The following is a 21,475-nucleotide window of genomic DNA, read 5'->3' as shown; positions in this document are numbered from 1 at the left end:
TATGTACACCGCTAGCGGAAAATCAGACAAAAGCTATCTGCTCAAGGAGCATGTGCCTCTGGTCAAGCGACTCGCTTACCAGTTAAAGGCACGCCTGCCGCCGAGTGTGGAAGTGGATGATCTGGTGCAGGCCGGCATGATAGGCTTGCTGGATGCGGTCAACCGCTACGAAGACACCCATGGCGCGCAATTCGAAACCTATGCCGTGCAACGCATACGCGGTGCCATGCTGGACGAATTGCGCAATACCGACTGGCTGCCGCGTGGGGTGCGCCAGAATATGCGCAAAATCGAAAGCGCGATGAGCTCGCTGCAGCAAAAGCTGGGGCGGCCGCCGACCGAAACCGAAGTCGCGAAATCGCTCAAACTCAGTCTGTCCGAATATCAGGATGTGCTGGGTGACAGCGGCGGTCATCAACTGGTGTACTACGAAGATTTTCACGACTCCGAAACCAAGGAACATTTCCTTGATCATTATTGCTCGGACAGTTCCGGTGATCCTTTGCAGGATTTGCTGAACGATGACTTCCGCGATGCGGTGATCGGTGCGATTGACAGTCTGCCCGAGCGTGAAAAACTGCTCATGGGTTTGTACTACGAGCAGGAACTGAATCTGAAGGAAATCGGCGCGGTCATGGGGGTATCAGAATCCCGTGTCTCGCAATTGCATAGTCAGGCGGTCGCACGTCTGCGTGCTTATCTGAGGGAGAAGGCGTGGACTGGGCTAGCGTAGCGGGAATTATCCTGGTGATGGTCGGGATAGGAGCTGGCCAGCTGATGGAAGGTGGGAAGTTATCTTCTCTGCTGCAGCCATCGGCATTTGTCATTGTCTTCGTCGGCACTCTGGGTGCCGTGCTGTTGCAAAGCCGGATGACGACCTTCAGGCGCGGCTTGCGCATGCTGCGCTGGGTGATCAGTGAACCACCGGATACCAGTCGTAAAAATATTCAGGATGCCTTGAACTGGAGTCTGATCGCGCGCCGTGAAGGCTTTCTGAGTCTGGAGCGTTATATGAGTAATTCAGACGACGCTTTTATCAATAAGGGCTTGCGCCTGGTGATCGATGGTGTCGACCCGGTGCGCCTGAAAGAAATTCTGGATGTCGATATTTCCCTGTATGAGATGGAACAGCGCCAGGCAGCACGCATCTGGGATTCCGCCGGTGGCTATTCACCGACTATAGGTATCCTGGGCGCGGTGCTGGGCTTGATTCATGTGATGGAAAATCTGTCCGATCCGGCGCGGCTGGGTGGTGGCATTGCGGTCGCTTTTGTCGCGACGATTTATGGTGTCGGACTGGCCAATCTGTTTTTTCTGCCGGTCGGGCATAAGTTAAAAGAGATCATTGCGCGTGAAGTCACGCGACGCGAAATGCTGGCCGATATCTTCTTCAGTATCGCAACCGGCGACAGCCCGCGCGTGATCGAAGAGCGGGTCAGCAATCATTAAGCATTCCCCATCATGGCGCGCAGACGATATCAGGAAGAGCCGGAAAATCATGAGCGTTGGCTGGTGTCGTATGCTGACTTCATTACCTTGCTGTTTGCTTTTTTTGTGGTGATGTATGCGATCTCCTCAGTCAATGAGGGCAAGTACCGCGTGCTGTCTAACTCGCTGACCGGTGCTTTCAGTAATTCCTCCAATAGTAATGCGGTGCAGCCGGTGGTGGTTCCTCCGGTGGTCAAGCTGGATACGCTGCCGGTGGTGAAAAACCGTTCGCATGAAGCTTTGCGTAAAGAGCGGGAAAAAATGACCGGTGTCGCGACTAATATCATGGCCGTGCTGGAGCCGCTGGTGCGCGAAGGCAAGGTCAAGGTGTCGCAGACCAGCCGAGGCGTTACGATAGAAATCAATGCGAGTCTGTTATTCCCTCCTGGTGAAGCAAAGCTGAATACCGATTCGATACAGGCTCTGATCGCAATTGCATCGGTGCTTAAACTGGATAATCACGCGATACAAGTCGAAGGGCATACCGATAATCTGCCTATCCGAAATCCTGTATTTCCGTCCAACTGGGAATTATCAGCAGTACGCGCCAGTACTGTGGCACGTTTGCTCACAGAGAATGGCGTCGATGAATTACGTGTGACAGCAGTCGGGCAGGGCGCCAAATTGCCGGTCGATCTGAACGACACACCTGAGGGCAGGGCACGTAACCGCCGCGTGACCGTCACGGTCTTGTCAGTATTGCCTGAACCTGTGATTGAGGTGCCTGTGCCCTGATGGGTTTGTCTGTCTGCCTGTTTGCATACAGATGAACTTAATGTAAAAAAGCACGCTTAGCGTGCTTTTTTTATGATGATATCAGCTTAGCTTACCAGCGTTTGCAGGTCAGGCTCAGCGTACGATGACGCCTTTCACTGGCATGGCCTGTATGCTCGATTGTCCATTTGGACCATATAAGGCGGCAGTTGCGCTTCCTTGCTGGAACACACCCAGTGCAGCCTGATTTTGCGATAACTTTCTGCTGATGAGTAAGCCATTGGTATGATTAAACTCTTTGGCTTTTTCAGAGATACTCAGCAATTCCTGCCAGGCCAGACGCGCTTCTGCGGGACTTGCATTCAGGTGCTGTTCCATGCCATCCGCCGTTTGCTCGTAGCCTGCATTGCTGAGGCAGCTTAAGCGCAGGCGCTCCAGTTCATTGATTTTACGTACCAATTCGGTCTTGCTGGCGACAACTTCGTTCAGCGTATGCAAATTGTCGTCGACAAGCGCGTCCTGTTCCGATTTCAGTAATGTCGCCAGCGCCGTCATGGCGAGGGTTTCATCTTTGATGCATTGCAGGATGCCGGAGTCTGTTGCGCTTGTCGTACTCATGTCTATCGTTTTCTGGAGTTAAGCAGATCCTTAACTGTCTCCAAAAGTCCATCAGCCACTTTTTCTGAGTTGACCTGAAAGCGTCCCTCAGAAATGGCCAATTTAATTTCTTCGACTTTCTTCGCTTCAAACACGGCATTGCTCGCTTGCGTACCCTGCATGGCTTGCAATTGTGTCGAGAGCGAAGAGATCTGCACGTTAATCGAAGGCGACGGCGTATTGTTGACTGCTTTATCCGGCGCTCTGTCTGTTCGTGCCTGCTGCGGACTCACTGGGAGCCCGGCAGTTTTATTTAGTGTGTCATTAATTTTCACAGCGATACCCTCGATGGTCGGACTTATCTACTTCTACAATCCGGTTATCGGCTATCTCTTTTTAAACTTTAATTCTGGAGAGAAAATTTATAAAAAATATAAAAATCTATCAAAATTTAATAATTAGTAGTTAATTTCAATGATTCCGCCAGTTCTGGCGATGCCACTCACGGTTTGTCCTGAATTTGTTCTTGCTCTTGCGGTTTGCCCATCGGCCGAATTGCTCAGCGACTGACCTTCTGTCGCAACCTGAAAGCCTGGCCCCTGACTCACGATGCGTACAGTCTGGCCTTGCTGTACTACGGACGGACTTTTCAATATATCCATGCGCAACAGGCTGCCGGACGCCAGCGACATACTCAGCGATTTCCCTATCGCCTGCTCCGGCGTCATGATAATTCCGGCTGGCAGGGAAGAGACTTCCCCTCTGACTTTACTTAAATCATCGAGGTTGAGTACTTGTCCAATTTGCAAAGATTTGGCCGCAACATAGTAATCGCTGGTGACCTGAACCTGGGCTTGCAGATAAATTTGCCAGGTTTTTGGCGCATTACAACGTATGCCGACCGAGATTTTCCCCCAGGGTTTGCTGCCCGGTGGCAGAAATGCAGCCATATCCTGACAGGCTGCCAGATTCAGGCGGCTATCTGCTTCGTTGACGCTGATTTTGACTTCACCCGGTTGGTTGCTGGCCGTTTGCTGTAAAAAATTCACAGCGACTTTTTTGAGCTCGGCATGACTCTGACTGGAAGGCGTTTCTGCTCCCTGAGTCTGAAGCTGAGCCTGCATCTGAGCATCAGCGGGCAGGCTCAACAAAGCGCTGCAGCTGATTGCCAGCAGGATGGGGCGTAAAAAAAGCGTATCCATGATCTTGGGTGTGGGTTTGGATAGCACTCATTGTAGGACGGGCCAGGATTTCCGAATTGATGAATAAGCGGGTTTTCCCCCTTTTGCTTTGGGGATTGGACTTGTGTTGTGCGTCCTATGATGGGAAGTATCAGAAACCGTCATTAGTAGCGTATATGCGCTGTCACAGGAGGATCCGGTGGTGAATAAGTTAGATGAGTTCATGCGCTTCCATGAAACAGCGCTTTCCCTGCGTGGCCAGCGCCAGCAATTGTTGGCCTCCAATATCGCTAATGCGGACACGCCGAATTACAAGGCGAAAGATATTGATTTCGCCACCACGCTGACGAATGCCTTGCATCTGGATACGAATCAGAAGGCGCCTGTGGTTGAGCGTACAGACGTACGTCATCTGGGTCTGAAAAACAGTCTGGGCGAAGCGCCGACGCTGTATCGCGGCAACGGGCAGGGCAATATCGATGGAAATACGGTGGATATGGATGCTGAACGTAATGCATTTACCGATAACGCGGTGCGCTACGAAGCCAGTATCACGATGATCAATATGCAAATCCGCAACATGCTTGCGGCGATACAGGGGCAATAATCATGTCGCTATTTAATGTATTTAATGTGGCCGGTTCTGCCATGAGTGCGCAGTCACAGCGCCTGAATGTGGTGTCGAGTAATCTCGCCAACGCCGACAGTGTGACCAGCTCCAATGGTCAGCCGTACAAAGCCAAGCAGGTGGTGTTCAGTGCTGTTCCGGTGGAAGGCACGCCGGCGACTGCAGTGCGTGTGAAGGAGGTGGTGGAAGATGCGACCGCACCCAAGCTGCACTACGATCCTAAGCATCCTATGGCGGATGAAAAAGGCTATGTCGCGATGCCAAATGTCAATGTGGTGGAGGAAATGGTGAATATGATTTCCGCGTCCAGATCCTATCAGACGAATGTGGAAACAATGAATGCAGCAAAGACAATGCTGTTAAAAACTTTGACCTTGGGTCAGTAAGACGGGGAGTAATCTGACATGGCTACAATAAATACGGGAAATACAGGAAATACGGTTGATCAGACTTTGCTGACTGCGATGAATGGCTCCAATGGCAAAACAAAAAACACGACCCAGGATGCGCAGGATCGTTTTATGACACTGCTGGTGACGCAGATGAAAAATCAGGATCCCTTGAATCCTATGGATAACGCGCAGGTGACCAGTCAGATGGCACAGTTATCCACGGTGACTGGCATAGAAAAACTAAATGCTTCGATGGCGACCATGAATTCCAATTACGTGGCCAGTCAGAGTCTGCAGGCAGCCAATATGATAGGTCATGGTGTGATTACACCGGGTAGCAATATCGCATTACAGGATGGCAAATCCGTTTACGCACTCGACTTACCACAGGCTGCAGACAAAGCCAGTCTGGTGATCAGGGATCAGTCCGGTGCGGTGGTGCGCAAGATAGAACTTGGGGCATTGCCGGCCGGTTTAAATAATATGACCTGGGATGGTAAGAATGATGCGGGTACCACGCTGCCCAATGGGAATTATCAGTATGAAATTGAAGCCAGCGCCGGGAATAAAAAGCTGGATGTAACGTCTTTATGTTTTGGTGTGGTGAATAGTGTCACAGCTGGTGCGCAAGGAGTCAAGCTGACTGTTTCCGGAGTTGGTCAGGTTGGTATGAATGATGTAAGGCAGATTTATTAAGTCCGCTGGATAGTCCAGGTCACGGCTAAATTAAGGAGAGATATCATGGGTTTTCAGCAAGGCTTAAGTGGTTTGAATGCAGCATCCAAGTCGCTGGATGTAATCGGTAATAATATTTCCAATGCCAATACGGTAGGCTTCAAACAGGCGCAGGTGCAGTTTGCCGACGTCTATGCGAACTCGCTGAGCGGCGCGTCAGCAAATGCCGTGGGGATTGGTGTCAAAGTATCGACCATTGCCCAGCAATTCACACAAGGGAATATCAGTTCCACCAATAATCCTTTGGATATCGCGATTAACGGTAATGGCTTCTTCCGTCTCAGTACCAATGGTGCAGTCACTTACACCCGTAATGGTCAGTTTCAGCTCGATAAAAACGGCGATATCGTGAATGCGCAAGGCGCACATCTGACCGGGTATATCGCTGATGCTAACGGTGTATTGTCAACCGGTTCGGCTGCACAGATCAATATCAATACGGCAGATATCGCACCAGCGCAAACGTCTAAAATCAGTGGCGTGATGAACCTGGATTCGCGCGAATACGTACCTGGTACACAAAAGCCCGTCACTATTCCACCGGTCATTACACCGATCGCCTTCTCGCCGACTGATCCGACTTCGTACAATAAATCCACCTCTGTCACGGTGTTCGATAGTCTGGGTAACTCACACGTCGTACAAACCTATTATGTACGTATCGATCCGGTCACCACGCCGCCTGCGGTCCCGGGTTCGATAGAGTGGAATGTGTTCTCCACAGTTGATGGCAATCGTTTTGATGCAACCGGTGCGCTGACGCCAGCCGCCAGCCCTGCTTCACCGATAGGTAAGCTCGCTTTCGATAATTTGGGTAAATTGATAGGCGCGAATCCTGCCTATGCGCCAACCGACCCGCGCGCGCTGCATTTCAGAGTGCCGGTCGCTTCGGGTGCGGTGACACCGATTAATACCACGGCAGACATCCGTTTCGACTACACCAATTCCACCCAGTTCGGTTCTGACTTCAGTGTCAGCAGTATGAAACAAGACGGTTTCACTTCGGGCAAGCTGTCTAAATTCAATACTTCTAAGGACGGTACTATTGTGGGTAGTTATACCAATGGTCAGACTAAAGTCTTGGGACAAGTGGTGTTGGCCAGCTTCACGAATCCGAATGGCTTGCAATCGCTGGGTGATAATCAGTGGGCAGAGACTGCTGCGTCTGGTCAGTCTTTGGTGGGGCCGCCTAACTCGGGTAATCTGGGTGCGCTGACTGCATCGGCCACGGAAGATTCGAATACCGATCTGACCGGTGAGCTGGTCAATATGATTACTGCGCAACGTGTGTATCAGGCCAATGCACAAACGATTAAAACGCAGGATCAGGTGTTGCAGACTATCGTCAATCTCCGTTAATGACTAGGGAGTGATGATATGCGTTCGACCAGTATGAACAGGAGCAGACCATGGATCGATTAGTCTACACCGCGATGACGGGTGCTAAACATGTTCTCGAACAGCAGGCGACCAATTCGCATAACCTGGCGAACGCAACCACCAATGGTTTCCGCGCACAGCTGGATTCTTTCCGTGCTGTGCCGGTACAAAATGCAGAAATTCCCACCCGTGCATTCGTGGTGGATTCCACCGTCGGCGCAGACTTTACGACTGGCGCGATGCAAATCACCGGACGCGAACTTGATGTGGCAGTTCAAGGTAAGGGATGGCTAGTGGTCGAGCGCCCGGATGGCAGTGAAGCATACACCCGTGCTGGTAGTCTGAAGCTCAGTGAGAATGGTGTATTGCAAACCCAGAATGGCCAGAACGTACTGGGCGATGGTGGCCCTATCACCATACCGCCGGATGTTTCGATTGCGATTGCGAAGGACGGGACGGTATCTACCGTGCCGAATGGAAATCGTCCGAACGCAGTGCAGGTAGTAGGGCGGCTGAAGCTGGTCAATCCGCCGGAAGAAAATCTGGTACGTGCCGATGATGGTTTATTTCGTACCAAAGATGGCACGGTACCGGATGCTGATCCTGCAGTAGGCGTGGCCGGTGGCATGCTGGAGAACAGCAATGTCAATGTGGTGGAATCAATGGTCACCATGATTAATCTGGCACGGCAGTTCGAAATGCAGATGAAGCTTTTGCAGAATGCCGAGAATAACGAGACAAAAGCCAGTCAGATCCTCAGTTTGAGTTGATGCCTACAGGTGCACAATAGTCTCAAAATTTGCCAGCTTAATTGTGCCGTAACGGCGCGCAGGAGAAATGTATGATACGGTCTTTATGGATTGCGAAAACAGGTCTGGATTCGCAGCAGACCCAGATGGATGTGATTACCAATAATCTGGCCAATGTCAGTACGACTGGTTTTAAACGCTCACGCGCCGTGTTTGAGGATTTGCTGTATCAGACCATACGTCAGCCCGGTGCACAAAGCTCGCAGCAGACCCAGCTGCCTTCTGGCTTGCAGCTCGGAACCGGTGTGCGTCCGGTCGCAACTGAGAAAATCTTCACTCAGGGGAATCTGCAGCAAACGGGCAATAGCAAGGATCTGGCGATACAGGGGCAGGGCTTTTTTCAGGTATTACTGCCAGATGGAACCACTGCCTACACGCGTGACGGCTCATTTCAAATGGATAATCAAGGCCAGCTGGTCACGTCCAGCGGTTTTGTGATTCAGCCTGCGATTACGATACCAGCCAATGCACAGTCGATTACCGTCGCACGTGATGGCACCGTTTCAGTCACCCAGCCCGGCTCGGCGGCACCGGTACAAGTCGGTTCTATCCAGCTCGCGACATTCATCAACCCGACTGGCTTGCAGGCACTGGGCGAAAATCTGTACGTAGAGACAGCCGCCTCCGGTAATCCAGGCACCAACGCACCTGGTACGAATGGCGCGGGCTTGTTGTTGCAGAATTTTGTAGAAACCTCCAACGTGAATGTCGCCGAAGAGCTGGTGAATATGATACAGACTCAGCGCGCATACGAGATCAACAGTAAAGCCATTACGACATCGGATCAGATGTTGCAGAAACTGTCGCAGCTGTAAGCATTGAGGAGTTGATCATGAAAATCGCGAATCGGGTTTATCTGTTGAGTGTACTGTTGCTATCTGCCTGCGCCGGTGCGCCCGCACCGATCGTGCATCAGCCTATGAGTTTGCCAGCACAATCTGCCAGGCCTTTACGCGAAGCGAATGGCGCCATTTTTCAGAGTGCCAGCTACCGGCCACTGTATGAAGATGCGAAGGCCAGAATGGTGGGCGATACACTGACCATCACGATTGCAGAGAAAACCTCTGCGGCGAAAGCGAGTGCGAATTCCAACAGTAAATCCTCCAGTCTGGCGCTGGCTACACCTAATTTGTTTGGCCTGAATGCGGCAACCACTTCGCGTGGTTCGGTCAACACCAATGGCAGCTCTAAGTTTGATGAAAAAGGCGCAGAAACCGCCAGCAACAGTTTTACCGGCACGATAGCGGTCACGGTGATCGACGTGCTGCCGAACGGAAATTTGCTGGTCAGTGGCGAGAAGCAGCTAGCCTTCGATAAAGGTGCGGAGTTCGTACGTTTTTCCGGTGTGGTGAATCCCACCACGATAGCTGCAGGGAATGTGGTGGCATCTACTCAGGTAGCCGATGCGCGCTTTGAATATCGTTCTAATACACGCATAGACGCGACCGAAATGAATTCTATGTTAGGTCGTCTGTTCCTGAGTTTTCTCCCTATGTAAGGGAATTGAAAGTTGGCTATGAAAACCGGATTTTCCTTCGCCTCTGGCGTGCTTCCTTCGAGCTTATATGCAGCATTATTATTGTCGCTGAGCATACTGATGCCTGCGCCTGCACAGGCGGAACGTATTAAGGATCTGGCTGGCATTCAGGGGGTACGTCAGAATCAATTGCTGGGCTATGGGATTGTGGTAGGTCTGGATGGCAGTGGTGATCAGACAACGCAGACGCCGTTCACCGTACAGAGTATCGTCAGTATGTTGCAGCAAATGGGCGTGGCCTTGCCGGTCGGCTCAACGCTGCAGTTAAAAAACGTCGCTGCAGTGATGGTCACCACCAGCCTGCCACCATTTGCGCAGCCTGGGCAGGCATTAGATATCACGGTCTCTTCTATGGGGAATGCTAAAAGTCTGCGCGGCGGCACTTTGCTGATGACGCCACTCAAAGGTGCAGATGGTCAGATTTATGCGATGGCACAAGGTAATGTGCTGGTCGGCGGCGTTGGTGCATCGGCCAATGGCAGCAAGGCTCAGGTGAATCATCTGAGCGTCGGTCGTATTTCTGGTGGTGCCACTGTGGAACGGGCTGTACCTAGTCCGGTGGCGAATGGGAATACGGTGCAGCTGGAATTGAATAATTCGGATTTTTCGACGGCCAGCCGGGTAGTGGATGCGATTAACCGTCGCTTCGGTAACGATACCGCTGCCGCACTGGATGGCAGGGTGATACAGGTGAAGGCACCGGCCAACCCCGATCAGCGGGTTGCGTTTCTGGGGAATCTGGAAAGTCTGGATGTGACGCCCGCAGCGATGGTGGCGAAAGTCATACTCAATGCCCGTACCGGTTCTATCGTGATGAATCAGGCGGTTAGCCTGGAAACCTGTGCGGTTGCGCATGGTAATTTGTCGGTGGTGGTCAACACTGAGAATGCGGTCAGTCAGCCGAATGCTCTTGCGGGTGGTCAAACGGTGGCGACCGGCAATTCCAATATCAGTATCACTAAAGATGCCGGCCAATTGATGATGTTGAAAGCCGGTGCCTCACTGACCGATGTTGTGAAAGCACTCAATTCGATTGGTGCCACACCTCAGGATTTGCTGGCGATTTTACAGGCGATGAAGGCTTCAGGCGCTTTGCGTGCTGAACTGGAAATTATTTAAGGACCCGCCATGTTAGGACGTGCAGAAATTCCCGAAAACCGGCTGGCGTTTGATACCCGCAGTCTGGACAGTCTTAAGCAATCGGCAAAAGATAATTCTCCTGAGTCGGTGAAGGCGGCTGCCAAACAGTTTGAAGCATTGTTTATGAACATGATGCTCAAGTCTATGCGTCAGGCAGGCGGACAGGATGGTCCGTTTGATAGCGAACAGACGCGTACTTATACCTCTATGCTGGATCAGCAGTTATCGCAGTCGATGGCGAATAAGGGCATAGGCCTGGCGGATGCCTTAGTCAGGCAGCTCACCAATAATGCAGTGGCACAGGCGATACAGCCGGAAAATGCCAGTGCACCACAGGCTTTTGCTTCTCAGGGCATCAATCGTTACCTGGATAATCTGAAGTTTGAACAACAGCCGGTTCCGGACGCGAAAAGTGGTTTCTCTGGTCCTGCCCATGTGCGTGAATTCCAGCAAAAACTGACTGCACATGCCGAGGAGGCCAGTAAAGCCACCGGTATTCCGGCCAAGTTCATGCTAGGCCAGGCAGCGCTGGAAAGTGGCTGGGGCAAGCGCGAAATCAAGACAGTGGACGGTAGTACCTCTCATAACATCTTTGGGGTTAAGGCCACCAGTAGCTGGAAGGGTAAAACTGTTGATGCCGTGACGACTGAGTATATCAACGGCGTGGCGCAGCGCCGTGTCGAGAAATTTAAAGCGTATGACACCTATGCAGATGCGTTTAAGGACTATGCTAAGTTGCTGACGCAAAATCCGCGCTATGAAAATGTGATCGCCAATGCTAAAGATGCAAGTGCGTTCGCGCAAGGCTTGCAAAAAGCAGGTTATGCAACGGATCCTAATTATGCGAATAAACTGACCCGTATCATTAAGCAAAATCTGTCTGTCTGAGTTGCAAACTCAGGATTTGAATAAAAAAATACATTTTTTCGCATTTTCGCCTTTACAGAAGACTGAGGTATAGACTGGCTGTCACGAATAAGGCGCAGGCTATCATCAGGCTTTGATGCCATATATTTCCCTCATTAAAGTTTTTCAGAAATTCTCCGAAAACAAGGGTGATGACGTGTAAAGGCGTGGCACAACTCAATAGGTTGAATTATGGGAACGAACGTTCTGAACATAGGGCAAAGTGCTCTGGCAGCAGCCCAAATGGGGATTACCACTACCGGCCATAATATTGCCAACTCGTCAACTCCAGGATATAGCCGCCAGGTTTTGGTGCAATCGGCAAATGCGCCCCAGAATCTGGGCGGCTCCTTTGTCGGGCAGGGTGTGACGATCAGCCAGATTCAGCGTCAATACAATCAGTTCATTGGGCAGCAGGTTAATTCTTCGCAGACCTCACTGAACCAGGTGAGTGCATATGCTGCTCAGATCCAGCAGATCAATAATCTGGTTGCTGATCCGACTGCCGGTGTAACGCCAGCCTTACAGGATTTCTTCAAATCGGTACAGAACTTATCGAGCAGTCCGAATGGCACGGCTGGCGCTGCTGCGCGTCAGGCCGTGATTTCAAATGGTCAGGCGCTGGCCAATCGTTTCACCAGTCTGCAAGGGCGCATGGACCAGATTCGCACGGACGTCAATGGTGAAATCGCCGGCGCTGTCAGTTCTATCAATGCCTATTCCACGCAATTAGCAGCCTTAAACGATACGATAGCAAAATCGCAAAGCACTACCGGTTCGCCGCCGAATGATTTGCTGGATCAGCGTGATTTGCTGGTCACCGAATTATCTAAACTGACCAAGGTGACGGTGATCCCGCAAGATAATAAATACAATGTGTTTATCGGTAATGGTCAGCCCATTGTACTCGGTGGTACGGTCAATCAATTGCAGGTCAGTGTTTCTGCGACCGATCCTAATCGTTCCGAAGTGGCTTATACCTCGAACGGGAATGTCACCCAAATTCCAGAAAATGGCTTGCCAGGTGGTAAATTGGGCGGCTTGTTTGATTTTCGTGCCAATACCCTGGATCCGGCGCAAAGCGCGATTGGTCGGGTAGCGGTCAGCATTGCATCTGCCTTTAATCAGCAACATGCCTTAGGCCAGGATTTGAATGGTCAAATGGGTGGTAATTTTTTCAATATTGCGCAGCCGGTCAATACACCAGGTGCGGGTAATACCACTGCCGCGTTGGTGACCTCGAAAATTGTCGATGCATCGGCATTGAGTACCAGTGATTACCGCCTGCAGATCACAGCGCCAGGTACCTATAAAGTGACACGGCTCAGTGATGGTCAGGTAACGAATTCGACTTCCCAGCCGGTTGTGGTCGATGGCGTCAGTATGGAATTCCCGCAGCCGCCCGCTGCACAGCCTGCAGCAGGCGACGAATTTTTGATCAAGCCTACCTCCAATGCGGCAAACAGCCTGGCGGTCGCTATCAGTGATCCGAATAAGCTGGCGGTGGCGTCGCCAGTCAGCAGCGTTGCACCGACCACCAATACTGGTTCAGGAAAGATTTCTTCCGGTAATTTTGATTCGCTGGCCGGCTCTGCATCTACTTCGGCCACAGCGACGATCAGTCCGGTAAAAACAGATAATTCGTTCAAATCCAGTACACTGACGCCGCCAGTGACGTTGACTTATTCAGGTGGTTCTCTGACAGGCTTTCCTGCGGGACAAATCGTTTCTGTCACTAACGCAGGTGTCACCACAAATTATCCTCCGCCTGCGACCGTGCCTTATACCAGCGGTGCGCAGATCAGCGTAGCGGGAATGAACTTTGCTATTAAAAATGGTACAGCAGCACCCAGCAACGGTGATCAGTTCACGCTGGCGGCTTCAACGCCAGTGGCGTCGACTAAGCTGACATTCAATTCAGCGACTAACACTTTGAGTGGATTTCCTGCAACAGCGAATGTCACGGTCACCAATGGAAGCGCGGTCACGACTTATCCGGCTGGCAGTAATGTTCCGTTCACTGCTGGCTCAACGATCAGTTTCAATGGTGCAAGTTTCACGGTAACCGGTAGCCCGGCAAATGGCGATGTGTTCAACATCGCACCGAATACCAATGGTACTGGCGATAATCGTAATGCACTGGCTTTAGCCACCATACAGACTAAGAATCTGTTGGTTGGAAATACCACAACGATACAAGGTGCATACGCGCAGTTCGTGAGCCTGGTCGGTAATAAAACCGCCGAATTACAAGTCACCAGTGCCTCTGAAACGAAAATGCTGGCGCAGGCAGTGGCTGCGCAGCAAAGTGAATCCGGCGTCAATCTGGATGAAGAAGCAGCTAATTTGTTGCGTTATCAACAGGCATATCAGGCTGCAGGCAAGTTAATGCAGATCGCCAGTCAATTATTTGATGCCTTGCTGACGCTGGGCAGATAGAGGTAATCATGCGTATCAGTACCAACACCATTTATGATACTGGCAGTAGCCGTATTGGTGATCTTCAGACCAATATGAATAAACTCCAGCAGCAGATTTCCTCAGGCAGAAAAGTGCTGACCCCGGCTGACGACCCTATCGGATCCGCACGGGCACTGGTCATTACCCAGGCTGATGCAATCAATGATCAGTTTGCAGTGAATCGTCAGAACGCAAAGAATTTACTCAGTGTGACCGATGGCGTGTTGGGGACTGTGACGGATAATCTGCACAGCATTAAAACATTGATCGTTCAGGCAGGAAATGGCACCTTGAGTGATGCTGACCGTACTTACGTTGCCCAGCAATTGCAAAGCAATCTGGATCAGATGATCAGCTCTGCGAATGCGACTGATGGAACAGGGAATTACCTGTTTTCAGGATTTTCCACGACTACCGCGCCATTTACCAAGACTATCACCGGTGCCAGTTATGCCGGGGATCAGGGGCAGCGCTATCTGCAGGCTGATTCGGCACGACAACTGCCTTTAAGTGCTCCCGGTATGGAAGTGTTTGGAAATATCCGTACCTCGAATGCACAATTTAATATTGTGCCGAATCTTTCTAATGTAGGCAAAACTGGGGCGACGGCAGCAGTGGATCCATTAACCTCTGGCAATCTCACTGGTCATAATTACGAAGTCAGATTTGATAATACTGCTGCTAATTTTTCAGTATTTGATAAAACGACAGGTGGTACCATCGTTCCGCCAACACCTTATACCAATCCGGTGAATGTGACGTTTGATGGCATTAATCTGACCTTACAAAATAATCCGACCGCGCCGGCACCAGGGGATAAAATCCTGATCCAGCCCGGTAATCAGGATATTTTTGAAACCGTGACGGATGTGATTAATGCGCTCAAAACGCCAGCGACGACTTCTGCGGCGCGCAGTGATCTCACACAAGCCTTGACGCAGGCAAATAACAATGTCGATAAGTCACTGAGTAACGTGTTGACCGTGCGGGCACAGGTAGGCAGCAGTCTGAAAGAGATAGATGGTCTCGACAATGAGGGCGATGCCAAGAGCGTGTCTTACAAGCAGTCTTTGTCTGAGATCCAGGACATCGATTATGTCAAAGCTATCTCGGAATTCAGTCAGAACCAAATGGTGCTGCAGGCAGCGCAACAGTCTTTTGTGAAAGCGTCGTCGCTGTCTTTATTTAGCTATATCAGCTAACCCGGATTGCTCACGCTTGCTGAGTAAAAAAGCAGACATCGTCTGCTTTTTTTGTTTTCAAAGTCAGTGCAAAATCCTATGTGCAGATTATTCAAATCAACTTCTGTATCTAATGCGGATACGACTAAGCGCAACGCTAACAGGCTTAACTGATCTTGGTTTGTAGCGCTGTTTCATTTGCCCCACAGAGTCCTGCCTGAATGCGGATGTTATCCATGTTCATTACTCAAGGATAAACCACGCATATTCAATCTGCCTTTGACTCTTGTTATCCTTGCACTCCCATCACCGAACCCTGACTGTGATGTTCCAATACTTTATTGTTGCCAATATGAAATAAAAAAATAACAATAGTTAACAGCAGTTTCGGGAATTTTGTCAGATCATGTTTCTATACCGATAGCGCCGCATTTTGCGAATCATGTTGACGCTATTGAATTTGTAGCTGGAAATATTGACATGCTCCGGGGGTTTCATATGTATGCGCCATCCATTAAGAAAACGGCATTCGACAGAGTGTCTGTGATACCTGAAACAATATCTATATCCGGAAGGACACGATTAAAGCTTGGGTTGAGTTGTGCCAGTGTTTTATTATTCATCACTGCTTGTGGCGGTAGTGGAAAAAGCCCGGATGCGCCAGTTGATAATATGGCTGAACGTTTTGCAGCGGTTGGCAAGTATCAGATCGTGAATCCTTCGGCGACCAGCAATTGGGTCACAATTCCCCAGCCCAAAGATCCCTTGATAGATGGTGTGGTACCGGCTACCGATGCGGATACACAAGGTATGTTTTCACCGGTTTTACCGATGGCAATCAATGCCATCCACCTTGCGCAATTACCAAACGGTAAGTATCTCGCATGGGGGGCACGTGGTGATTCCTTATCTGGCCAGACGTATGACTTGTGGGATCCTTCAATCGGGACAGATATGAGTGCACATACTGTCTGGGATGACACAGTTAACCCTGATAGTTTTTGTGGTACGGGTTCTCTGATGCCTGATGGCCGTCTGTTGCAAGGCGAAGGAACCATGGGGGCGACTGCAAAAGCCAGTATCATTTTTGACCCTGCCAGTAACAAGCGAGTCAAACAGACCTCATCCTACGCATTTCAACGCTGGTATTCAACGATGGTTGCCTTACCGGATGGGCGTCAGTTGGCAATCGGGGGAATGGTGCCGGGAAACGAGCCGCAATACCAAGATCCGGCGGGGGCAATCAATGCAGGCTTGTCGTCAATGACGCCCGAGATTTATGAGCCTAATCCAGCTGTGCCAGGCACCGGTATCTGGCGTAGCTTGTTGGGTGCCAACAGCCGTCTGGCATTTGGGCCGGATTTTTTACGTAGCTCTTATCCGCGCGCCTGGGTTGCACCAAATGGTTTGGTTTTTGGCGTTTCCTCTGAACAAATGTGGTATCTCGATCCGAATGCCAACAAAGGGCAGGGCGGAATTACTTCTGCGGGGCCATTCAAAACGGGTGCTGATAATACGACCAAGCCAAACGTTGGCACGCCGGGTACAGCGGTGATGTATGCCCCAGGCAAGATCTTAAAAGTGGGCGGAAATGGTTATTGGGTGTATGACGGGTTTGCTGCTAGTAATAAGGCAACCATTATTGATATCAGTAATGTTGCCCCAGTATTAACGGAAGTGCCCCCTATGAAGTATGCGCGGCGTATGGTGAATGCGACGGTCTTGCCAGATGGGAAGGTTTTTGTGCATGGCGGAACTGCCCAGGGTATCGATTTCGGTGCTTCCATCTATAATCCCGAAGTATGGAATCCCGATGATCGTAGCTGGAAGGTGATGGCTCCTTCTGTCAGGGCACGCTTGTATCACAACACTGCTACATTAATGACGAATGGCACAGTCATCACTGCAGGCAGCGGTACACCGGGTCCAGTGTTCAATACAAATGCAGAAATTTTTTATCCTACATATCTGTTCACCAGAGTAAATGGTGTAGTCCGGTGGGCTGCTCGTCCCGTGATGAGCGGAATTACCGGTTTTTCCTTTGCCAACGGCGCACAATTACAGCTCAATATGGCGGGAACGGCTCCAGTCAAACAGATGGCATTGTTAGGAATGGGGGTGGCGACGCATGGATTCCATCAAGGTCAGCGACGTGTGCCTCTGAGCTTTACGCAGGATGGCAGTGTATTGAGTGCCACGATTCCTGATGTGAATAATGCGCCTCCTGGTTATTACCAGCTTTTCACAGTTGATACAAACGGTGTGCCTTCGAAGGCCGTGATTGTGAGTATCGGTGCAAACGTCAAGCCGCCACCTACGCCGGTGACACCTTATTTGCCTAAGCTGACCGGTACCATCTCAGCTCCGATTATTCAGCCAGCAGGCACAGCCAGCTACACGGCCTCTGTCAATGATCCCAGTGCGCAGGTAAGCTGGGATTTCGGAGATGGGACTGCCCCGACCATGATGGGGCCAAACTTGCCTGTCACTCACGTGTATGCCGCACCCGGCGTGTATCTGGTCACACTGACGATGAAGGGCGTGGCCGGTATCGAAGTCAGAACTACATTTGTCCAGACTGTGTCCTCTGCTGTAACCACGAATGCAGCTGTATCGAGTATGGCAACTATCATTGAACCTCAGGTAAATAAGACTTATCGCGTCTGGACAGTGAATCCGGATAATAATTCTGTCAGTGTGATAGATCCGGTCACGAATAAACTGGTTAAAGAAATTCCGGTTGGAACGAATCCACGCGCGCTGGCCCGTAGTGCTGATGGCCGCATTTTTGTAACCAATAAAGATGCTGCGACGATCAGCGTGATCAATCCTGTGACATTGCTGGTCAGTGGCAGTTTGACCTTGCCGTATGCTTCGCAACCGCATGGGATCCTGTTTTCGCCGGATGGGGCTGCGTTTTATGTCGCATTGGAGGCGACTGGGCAAGTCATAAAGTACGATGCAACAACCCAGACGGTCATTGCAAATCAATTCATCGGTAATAATCCCCGTCATATTGCGATGACTGGCGACAGTAAGCAAATCCTGGTTTCGCGCTTTATCACACCTGCGCTGCCAGGGGAGGGAACGGCTAAGGTTGATGTCAGTAAAAGAGGTGGCGAAGTCGTTGTTTTGAATGCGTCTAATCTGTCTGTGCTGAAAACAATAGCGCTGATGCGCAGTGACAGCTCAAATGCGGATGGCGACGGACGTGGTGTGCCGAATTATCTGGGCGCGGCCGCAATCAGTCCGGATGGCAAAACAGCCTGGATACCTTCAAAGAAAGATAATCTGGAGCGCGGTGGTCTGCGCGATGGCAATGCGCTTGATTTTGCATCGACGGTCAGAGCCACATCATCCAAAATTGACTTGGGACTGTTGCAGGAGAATCTTGCCGCACGGGTCGACCATGCCTTCAGCGGATTGGCTACCGCCGACGTGTATCATCCAAGTGGCGCCTATTTGTTTGCTGCGTTAGAAAGCAGTCGTGAAGTTGCAGTGGTCAATGCCTATACTGGCCTGGAATTGCAACGCGTAGTAGTAGGTTTGGCGCCGCAATCACTCGCAATTTCACCGGATGGGAATAAGCTGTTTGTACAAAACTATATGGACAGAAGCGTCAGCGTACTTGACCTGACACCATTGACGAAGAACGGTGTTTTCGGTATCACTGTTGTTGCGAATGTGAAAACCGTAGTCAACGAAGCCTTGTCAGCGCAGGTGTTGTTAGGCAAGCAGCTGTTCCATGACGCTAAAGACCCGCGTCTGGCAAAAGGAGCATATATGAGTTGCGCTACCTGCCACAGTGAGGCAGGAACAGATGGCCGGACCTGGGATTTCAGTTCTCTGGGGGAAGGGCTGCGGAAAACAATACCTTTGAATGGCAGAGCAGGTAACGGCGATGGTCGTATGCACTGGTCAGGCAATTTTGACGAAGGGCAGGATTTTGAAGGTCAGATACGAAATTTTGCCGGTGGTACAGGCTTGATGAGTGATGCCTTATTTAATATGGGTACACGCAGTCAGCCTTTGGGCGATCCTAAGGCAGGGCTTAGTCCTGATCTGGATGCGTTGGCGGCCTATTTGCAGTCGTTGGGGAAATTTGCGCCTAGTCCATGGCGTGGTGCTGAAGGTAAGCTCACTGCAGATGGCCTGGCTGGCCGCACGTTGTTCCGTCAATCGTGTGCGTCTTGTCATTCGGGTGGTGATTTCACAGACAGTGCATCAGGGGTATTGCATGATATAGGCACACTCAACGCTGCCGCAGGTAAGCGTTTGAATGGACTTCTGACTGGTATCGATACGCCTACATTACGTGACGTGTGGCAGCACGCACCGTATTTGCATGATGGTTCAGCACCAACTATTGAGGCAGCGATACTTGCACATACTAAAAACGTAAAGTTTAATCCTTCGGATATTCCTTTGCTTGCCGCCTATGTTCGCCAGATAGATGGTACTGAAGCGACCAATGGCTTACTTGGTAACTATTATTCGACCGGAGATACTAATTATTTAACCGGGCCAATCCGCTATAGCCGGATAGAGGCAGTCAATTTCGACTGGGGGCGTACCGACCTGTATCCATCTACAGCGGTGGCGCCTGCACCGGGTGTGCCGCATGACTATTTCAGTGTACGCTGGACCGGCAGTATCATTGCTCCTGTCTCTGGTACCTATACCTTACGCACTTGGTCAGATGACGGCATACGCATGTACTTTGGTAATGCAAAGACCCTGATAATCAATAACTGGACATATCACTGGCCACAAAATAACGACATCAACGTGACCATGGTTGCGGGGCAGAGTTATCCGGTCACGATAGAATATTTCAATGGACAGATCGGTACTATGGCGAAGTTGTTTTGGAAAACGCCAGAAGACACCAGCTTTGTTCCTGTCCCTGTTACTCAGCTCTGGAGTGATCCTGCAGGCCCGGGCGTGTTGTCTGGTCCACAGACAGATACAACAAATCCTGCCATTGGTGCCGGTGTAGGTTTGACCGGATCTTACTTTGCCAATACTCAGGCTTTCGCCGGGGTTCCGATGATGGTTCGTAACGACACATTGAATTTCAGTTGGGGTACGCTTTATCCTAGCCTGAGTGTGGGCGTGAACAATTACTCAGTGCGCTGGACGGGCTACCTCCAGGCAAGTACAACGGGGCGCTATCGTTTTTCTACCGTTGCCGCTGATGGGATACGTGTCACTTTGGCAAATCAGGTGATACTGGAGAATTGGAATAACCGTGCTTTGACGACTGATACGTCCGCAGGTGTTTATCTGACGAAAGGGGAGCTTTATCCGATTGTCGTGGAAACATATAATGCAGGTAATGCAAATGCCATGATCCTGAAATGGATGCTGCCCGACAGTGCTGCCTTCACGACGATCCCGGTTACCCAGCTCTATCCGGCGAACTACACACCAGGTGCGAGTAATTTGTCTGGGGCTGGCTTACGTGCTGATTATTTTCCGAATACGGCATTATCCGGAAGCCCCAGTGTGACACGTATCGAAAATGTCGACCGTGAGTTTCCATATGGTGGTGTCGGTGGTATGCCAGCATATACGTTTTCAGTACGCTACAGTGGTAAATTCCGTCCCGAGGTATCAGGGAACTACCTGTTGGGTACCTATTCTGATGATGGAGTGCGTTTGTGGGTGAATGGAAATCAGGTTATCAATAACTGGACGTATCACGGCACCACCTTCAACCAGACAGCGATGCCTGTCAGTTTTACCGCAGGTACGGTATATGACATCAGGCTGGAATATTACAACACAGCAGGATATGGGCGCGTTAGTTTGTTGTGGCAATTGCAAAAACCTGGAACAACGACGCCATGGGTGATGCTGCCAACCACCAATCTTTTTGCCGACGCGAACCTGAATGCCACTGTTCCAGGCGCGCTGGATACTGGCGTGATTGGTGTGACTGTTCCGGCCGCTTCTCAGAACTCTGTGTCAGCAGCGGTGTGGAGTCTCAGTTTGCCTGTCGCTACGGTAAAGTCAGGGACGCCATTAACAGTGAATTACACTATTCCGAACAGTCAGGTCAGATTGACGAACTGGATGGGTGTTTTTTCTGTAAATGTAAATTACGCGGCGACAGGTACAACGAATTGGCAATATATTACCAACGGTACTGGTCAGACCGTAATTAATACAACAGGTCTGGCACCGGGCAGGTATGCGCTTGGGCTATTCACAGCGGATAGTTATAACCAGCCAGTACAACAATATTTCACGATTCAATAATTTGAGCGTGGGAAATCCAGGCAGATACTGAGCATTCAGTCTCTGCCTTTTTTCCGGAGTCTG

Annotated in this window: 18 protein-coding genes; 15 read left to right on the top strand and 3 right to left on the bottom strand. The window is 50.6% G+C overall.

What is annotated here, in order from left to right; all coding sequences use genetic code 11:
• Nucleotide 1: 1 nt before the first annotated feature.
• From H8K43_RS14335 to motD, 3 genes are read left to right on the top strand one after another with little or no spacing between them, the layout of a single operon-like run.
• Nucleotides 2-733, top strand: a complete 732-nt coding sequence (locus H8K43_RS14335) for an RNA polymerase sigma factor FliA (RefSeq protein WP_162021065.1) — start codon at nucleotides 2-4, stop codon at nucleotides 731-733.
• Nucleotides 715-1,449: a flagellar motor protein gene (locus H8K43_RS14330; protein ID WP_186904468.1), complete on the top strand. Its 735-nt coding sequence runs from the start codon at nucleotides 715-717 to the stop codon at nucleotides 1,447-1,449. Before H8K43_RS14335 ends, H8K43_RS14330 begins: the two co-directional genes overlap by 19 nt.
• A 12-nt stretch (nucleotides 1,450-1,461) precedes the next feature.
• The gene (motD, locus tag H8K43_RS14325) at nucleotides 1,462-2,223 is read left to right on the top strand and encodes a flagellar motor protein MotD (RefSeq protein WP_186904467.1); all 762 of its coding nucleotides are present in this window, start codon (nucleotides 1,462-1,464) and stop codon (nucleotides 2,221-2,223) included.
• 114 nt (nucleotides 2,224-2,337) lie between these two features.
• Here the strand turns inward: motD and H8K43_RS14320 are convergent, their stop codons facing one another.
• From H8K43_RS14320 to flgA, 3 genes are all read right to left on the bottom strand, one after another.
• Nucleotides 2,338-2,820: a flagella synthesis protein FlgN gene (locus H8K43_RS14320; RefSeq protein ID WP_186904466.1), complete on the bottom strand. Its 483-nt coding sequence runs from the start codon at nucleotides 2,818-2,820 to the stop codon at nucleotides 2,338-2,340.
• A 2-nt stretch (nucleotides 2,821-2,822) separates the two neighbouring features.
• Entirely contained in the window at nucleotides 2,823-3,134 is a 312-nt protein-coding gene (gene flgM, locus H8K43_RS14315) for a flagellar biosynthesis anti-sigma factor FlgM (RefSeq protein ID WP_162021061.1), read from the bottom strand.
• A 123-nt stretch (nucleotides 3,135-3,257) separates the two neighbouring features.
• Nucleotides 3,258-4,001, bottom strand: a complete 744-nt coding sequence (gene flgA / locus H8K43_RS14310; RefSeq protein ID WP_186904465.1) for a flagellar basal body P-ring formation chaperone FlgA — start codon at nucleotides 3,999-4,001, stop codon at nucleotides 3,258-3,260.
• Between the two features lie 178 nt (nucleotides 4,002-4,179).
• On the opposite strand from flgA, the gene flgB reads away from it, so the two are divergent.
• The 12 genes from flgB to H8K43_RS14250 all read left to right on the top strand — a co-directional run bounded on the left by flgB (nucleotide 4,180) and on the right by H8K43_RS14250 (nucleotide 21,412).
• Nucleotides 4,180-4,587, top strand: coding sequence for a flagellar basal body rod protein FlgB (gene flgB, locus H8K43_RS14305; RefSeq protein WP_186904464.1), 408 nt, complete (start codon nucleotides 4,180-4,182; stop codon nucleotides 4,585-4,587).
• Between the two features lie 2 nt (nucleotides 4,588-4,589).
• Nucleotides 4,590-4,994, top strand: a complete 405-nt coding sequence (flgC, locus tag H8K43_RS14300; RefSeq protein ID WP_162021058.1) for a flagellar basal body rod protein FlgC — start codon at nucleotides 4,590-4,592, stop codon at nucleotides 4,992-4,994.
• Between the two features lie 18 nt (nucleotides 4,995-5,012).
• Nucleotides 5,013-5,696 carry a flagellar hook assembly protein FlgD gene (locus tag H8K43_RS14295; protein WP_186904463.1) on the top strand — a complete coding sequence of 228 codons (684 nt, stop codon included), beginning with the start codon at nucleotides 5,013-5,015 and terminating at the stop codon, nucleotides 5,694-5,696.
• A gap of 45 nt (nucleotides 5,697-5,741) precedes the next feature.
• Nucleotides 5,742-7,094, top strand: coding sequence for a flagellar hook protein FlgE (flgE, locus tag H8K43_RS14290; protein WP_186904462.1), 1,353 nt, complete (start codon nucleotides 5,742-5,744; stop codon nucleotides 7,092-7,094).
• 50 nt (nucleotides 7,095-7,144) lie between these two features.
• Entirely contained in the window at nucleotides 7,145-7,885 is a 741-nt protein-coding gene (flgF, locus tag H8K43_RS14285) for a flagellar basal-body rod protein FlgF (protein WP_186904461.1), read from the top strand.
• 71 nt (nucleotides 7,886-7,956) lie between these two features.
• On the top strand, nucleotides 7,957-8,739 hold the full coding sequence (flgG, locus tag H8K43_RS14280; RefSeq protein ID WP_186904460.1) for a flagellar basal-body rod protein FlgG: 783 nt from the start codon (nucleotides 7,957-7,959) through the stop codon (nucleotides 8,737-8,739).
• 17 nt (nucleotides 8,740-8,756) lie between these two features.
• Complete coding sequence (locus H8K43_RS14275; RefSeq protein ID WP_186904459.1) at nucleotides 8,757-9,422, top strand: flagellar basal body L-ring protein FlgH; 666 nt, start codon at nucleotides 8,757-8,759, stop codon at nucleotides 9,420-9,422.
• Between the two features lie 18 nt (nucleotides 9,423-9,440).
• The gene (locus H8K43_RS14270; RefSeq protein ID WP_186904458.1) at nucleotides 9,441-10,580 is read left to right on the top strand and encodes a flagellar basal body P-ring protein FlgI; all 1,140 of its coding nucleotides are present in this window, start codon (nucleotides 9,441-9,443) and stop codon (nucleotides 10,578-10,580) included.
• 9 nt (nucleotides 10,581-10,589) lie between these two features.
• Nucleotides 10,590-11,489: a flagellar assembly peptidoglycan hydrolase FlgJ gene (flgJ, locus tag H8K43_RS14265; protein ID WP_186904457.1), complete on the top strand. Its 900-nt coding sequence runs from the start codon at nucleotides 10,590-10,592 to the stop codon at nucleotides 11,487-11,489.
• A 210-nt stretch (nucleotides 11,490-11,699) separates the two neighbouring features.
• Nucleotides 11,700-13,946: a flagellar hook-associated protein FlgK gene (flgK, locus tag H8K43_RS18870; RefSeq protein WP_222611051.1), complete on the top strand. Its 2,247-nt coding sequence runs from the start codon at nucleotides 11,700-11,702 to the stop codon at nucleotides 13,944-13,946.
• Between the two features lie 8 nt (nucleotides 13,947-13,954).
• Nucleotides 13,955-15,169 carry a flagellar hook-associated protein FlgL gene (flgL, locus tag H8K43_RS14255; protein ID WP_186904456.1) on the top strand — a complete coding sequence of 405 codons (1,215 nt, stop codon included), beginning with the start codon at nucleotides 13,955-13,957 and terminating at the stop codon, nucleotides 15,167-15,169.
• A 651-nt stretch (nucleotides 15,170-15,820) separates the two neighbouring features.
• Complete coding sequence (locus H8K43_RS14250) at nucleotides 15,821-21,412, top strand: PA14 domain-containing protein (RefSeq protein WP_186904455.1); 5,592 nt, start codon at nucleotides 15,821-15,823, stop codon at nucleotides 21,410-21,412.
• Nucleotides 21,413-21,475 lie beyond the last annotated feature (63 nt).

This window comes from Cognatundibacterium curvum (genome assembly GCF_014284235.1).
Lineage (GTDB): Bacteria > Pseudomonadota > Gammaproteobacteria > Burkholderiales > Burkholderiaceae_D > Undibacterium > Undibacterium curvum.
The sequence above is the reverse complement of the archived record's forward strand: the minus strand, read 5'-3'. Positions and strand labels throughout refer to the sequence as shown.

Coding starts and splice junctions, on each gene's coding strand:
- H8K43_RS14335 (WP_162021065.1), top strand. CDS start 2: ATGTACACCGCTAGCGGAAAATCAGACAAAAGCTATCTGCTCAAGGAG.
- motD (WP_186904467.1), top strand. CDS start 1,462: ATGGCGCGCAGACGATATCAGGAAGAGCCGGAAAATCATGAGCGTTGG.
- H8K43_RS14320 (WP_186904466.1), bottom strand. CDS start 2,820: ATGAGTACGACAAGCGCAACAGACTCCGGCATCCTGCAATGCATCAAA.
- flgA (WP_186904465.1), bottom strand. CDS start 4,001: ATGGATACGCTTTTTTTACGCCCCATCCTGCTGGCAATCAGCTGCAGC.
- flgC (WP_162021058.1), top strand. CDS start 4,590: ATGTCGCTATTTAATGTATTTAATGTGGCCGGTTCTGCCATGAGTGCG.
- H8K43_RS14295 (WP_186904463.1), top strand. CDS start 5,013: ATGGCTACAATAAATACGGGAAATACAGGAAATACGGTTGATCAGACT.
- flgE (WP_186904462.1), top strand. CDS start 5,742: ATGGGTTTTCAGCAAGGCTTAAGTGGTTTGAATGCAGCATCCAAGTCG.
- flgF (WP_186904461.1), top strand. CDS start 7,145: ATGGATCGATTAGTCTACACCGCGATGACGGGTGCTAAACATGTTCTC.
- flgG (WP_186904460.1), top strand. CDS start 7,957: ATGATACGGTCTTTATGGATTGCGAAAACAGGTCTGGATTCGCAGCAG.
- H8K43_RS14275 (WP_186904459.1), top strand. CDS start 8,757: ATGAAAATCGCGAATCGGGTTTATCTGTTGAGTGTACTGTTGCTATCT.
- H8K43_RS14270 (WP_186904458.1), top strand. CDS start 9,441: ATGAAAACCGGATTTTCCTTCGCCTCTGGCGTGCTTCCTTCGAGCTTA.
- flgJ (WP_186904457.1), top strand. CDS start 10,590: ATGTTAGGACGTGCAGAAATTCCCGAAAACCGGCTGGCGTTTGATACC.
- flgK (WP_222611051.1), top strand. CDS start 11,700: ATGGGAACGAACGTTCTGAACATAGGGCAAAGTGCTCTGGCAGCAGCC.
- flgL (WP_186904456.1), top strand. CDS start 13,955: ATGCGTATCAGTACCAACACCATTTATGATACTGGCAGTAGCCGTATT.
- H8K43_RS14250 (WP_186904455.1), top strand. CDS start 15,821: ATGGCTGAACGTTTTGCAGCGGTTGGCAAGTATCAGATCGTGAATCCT.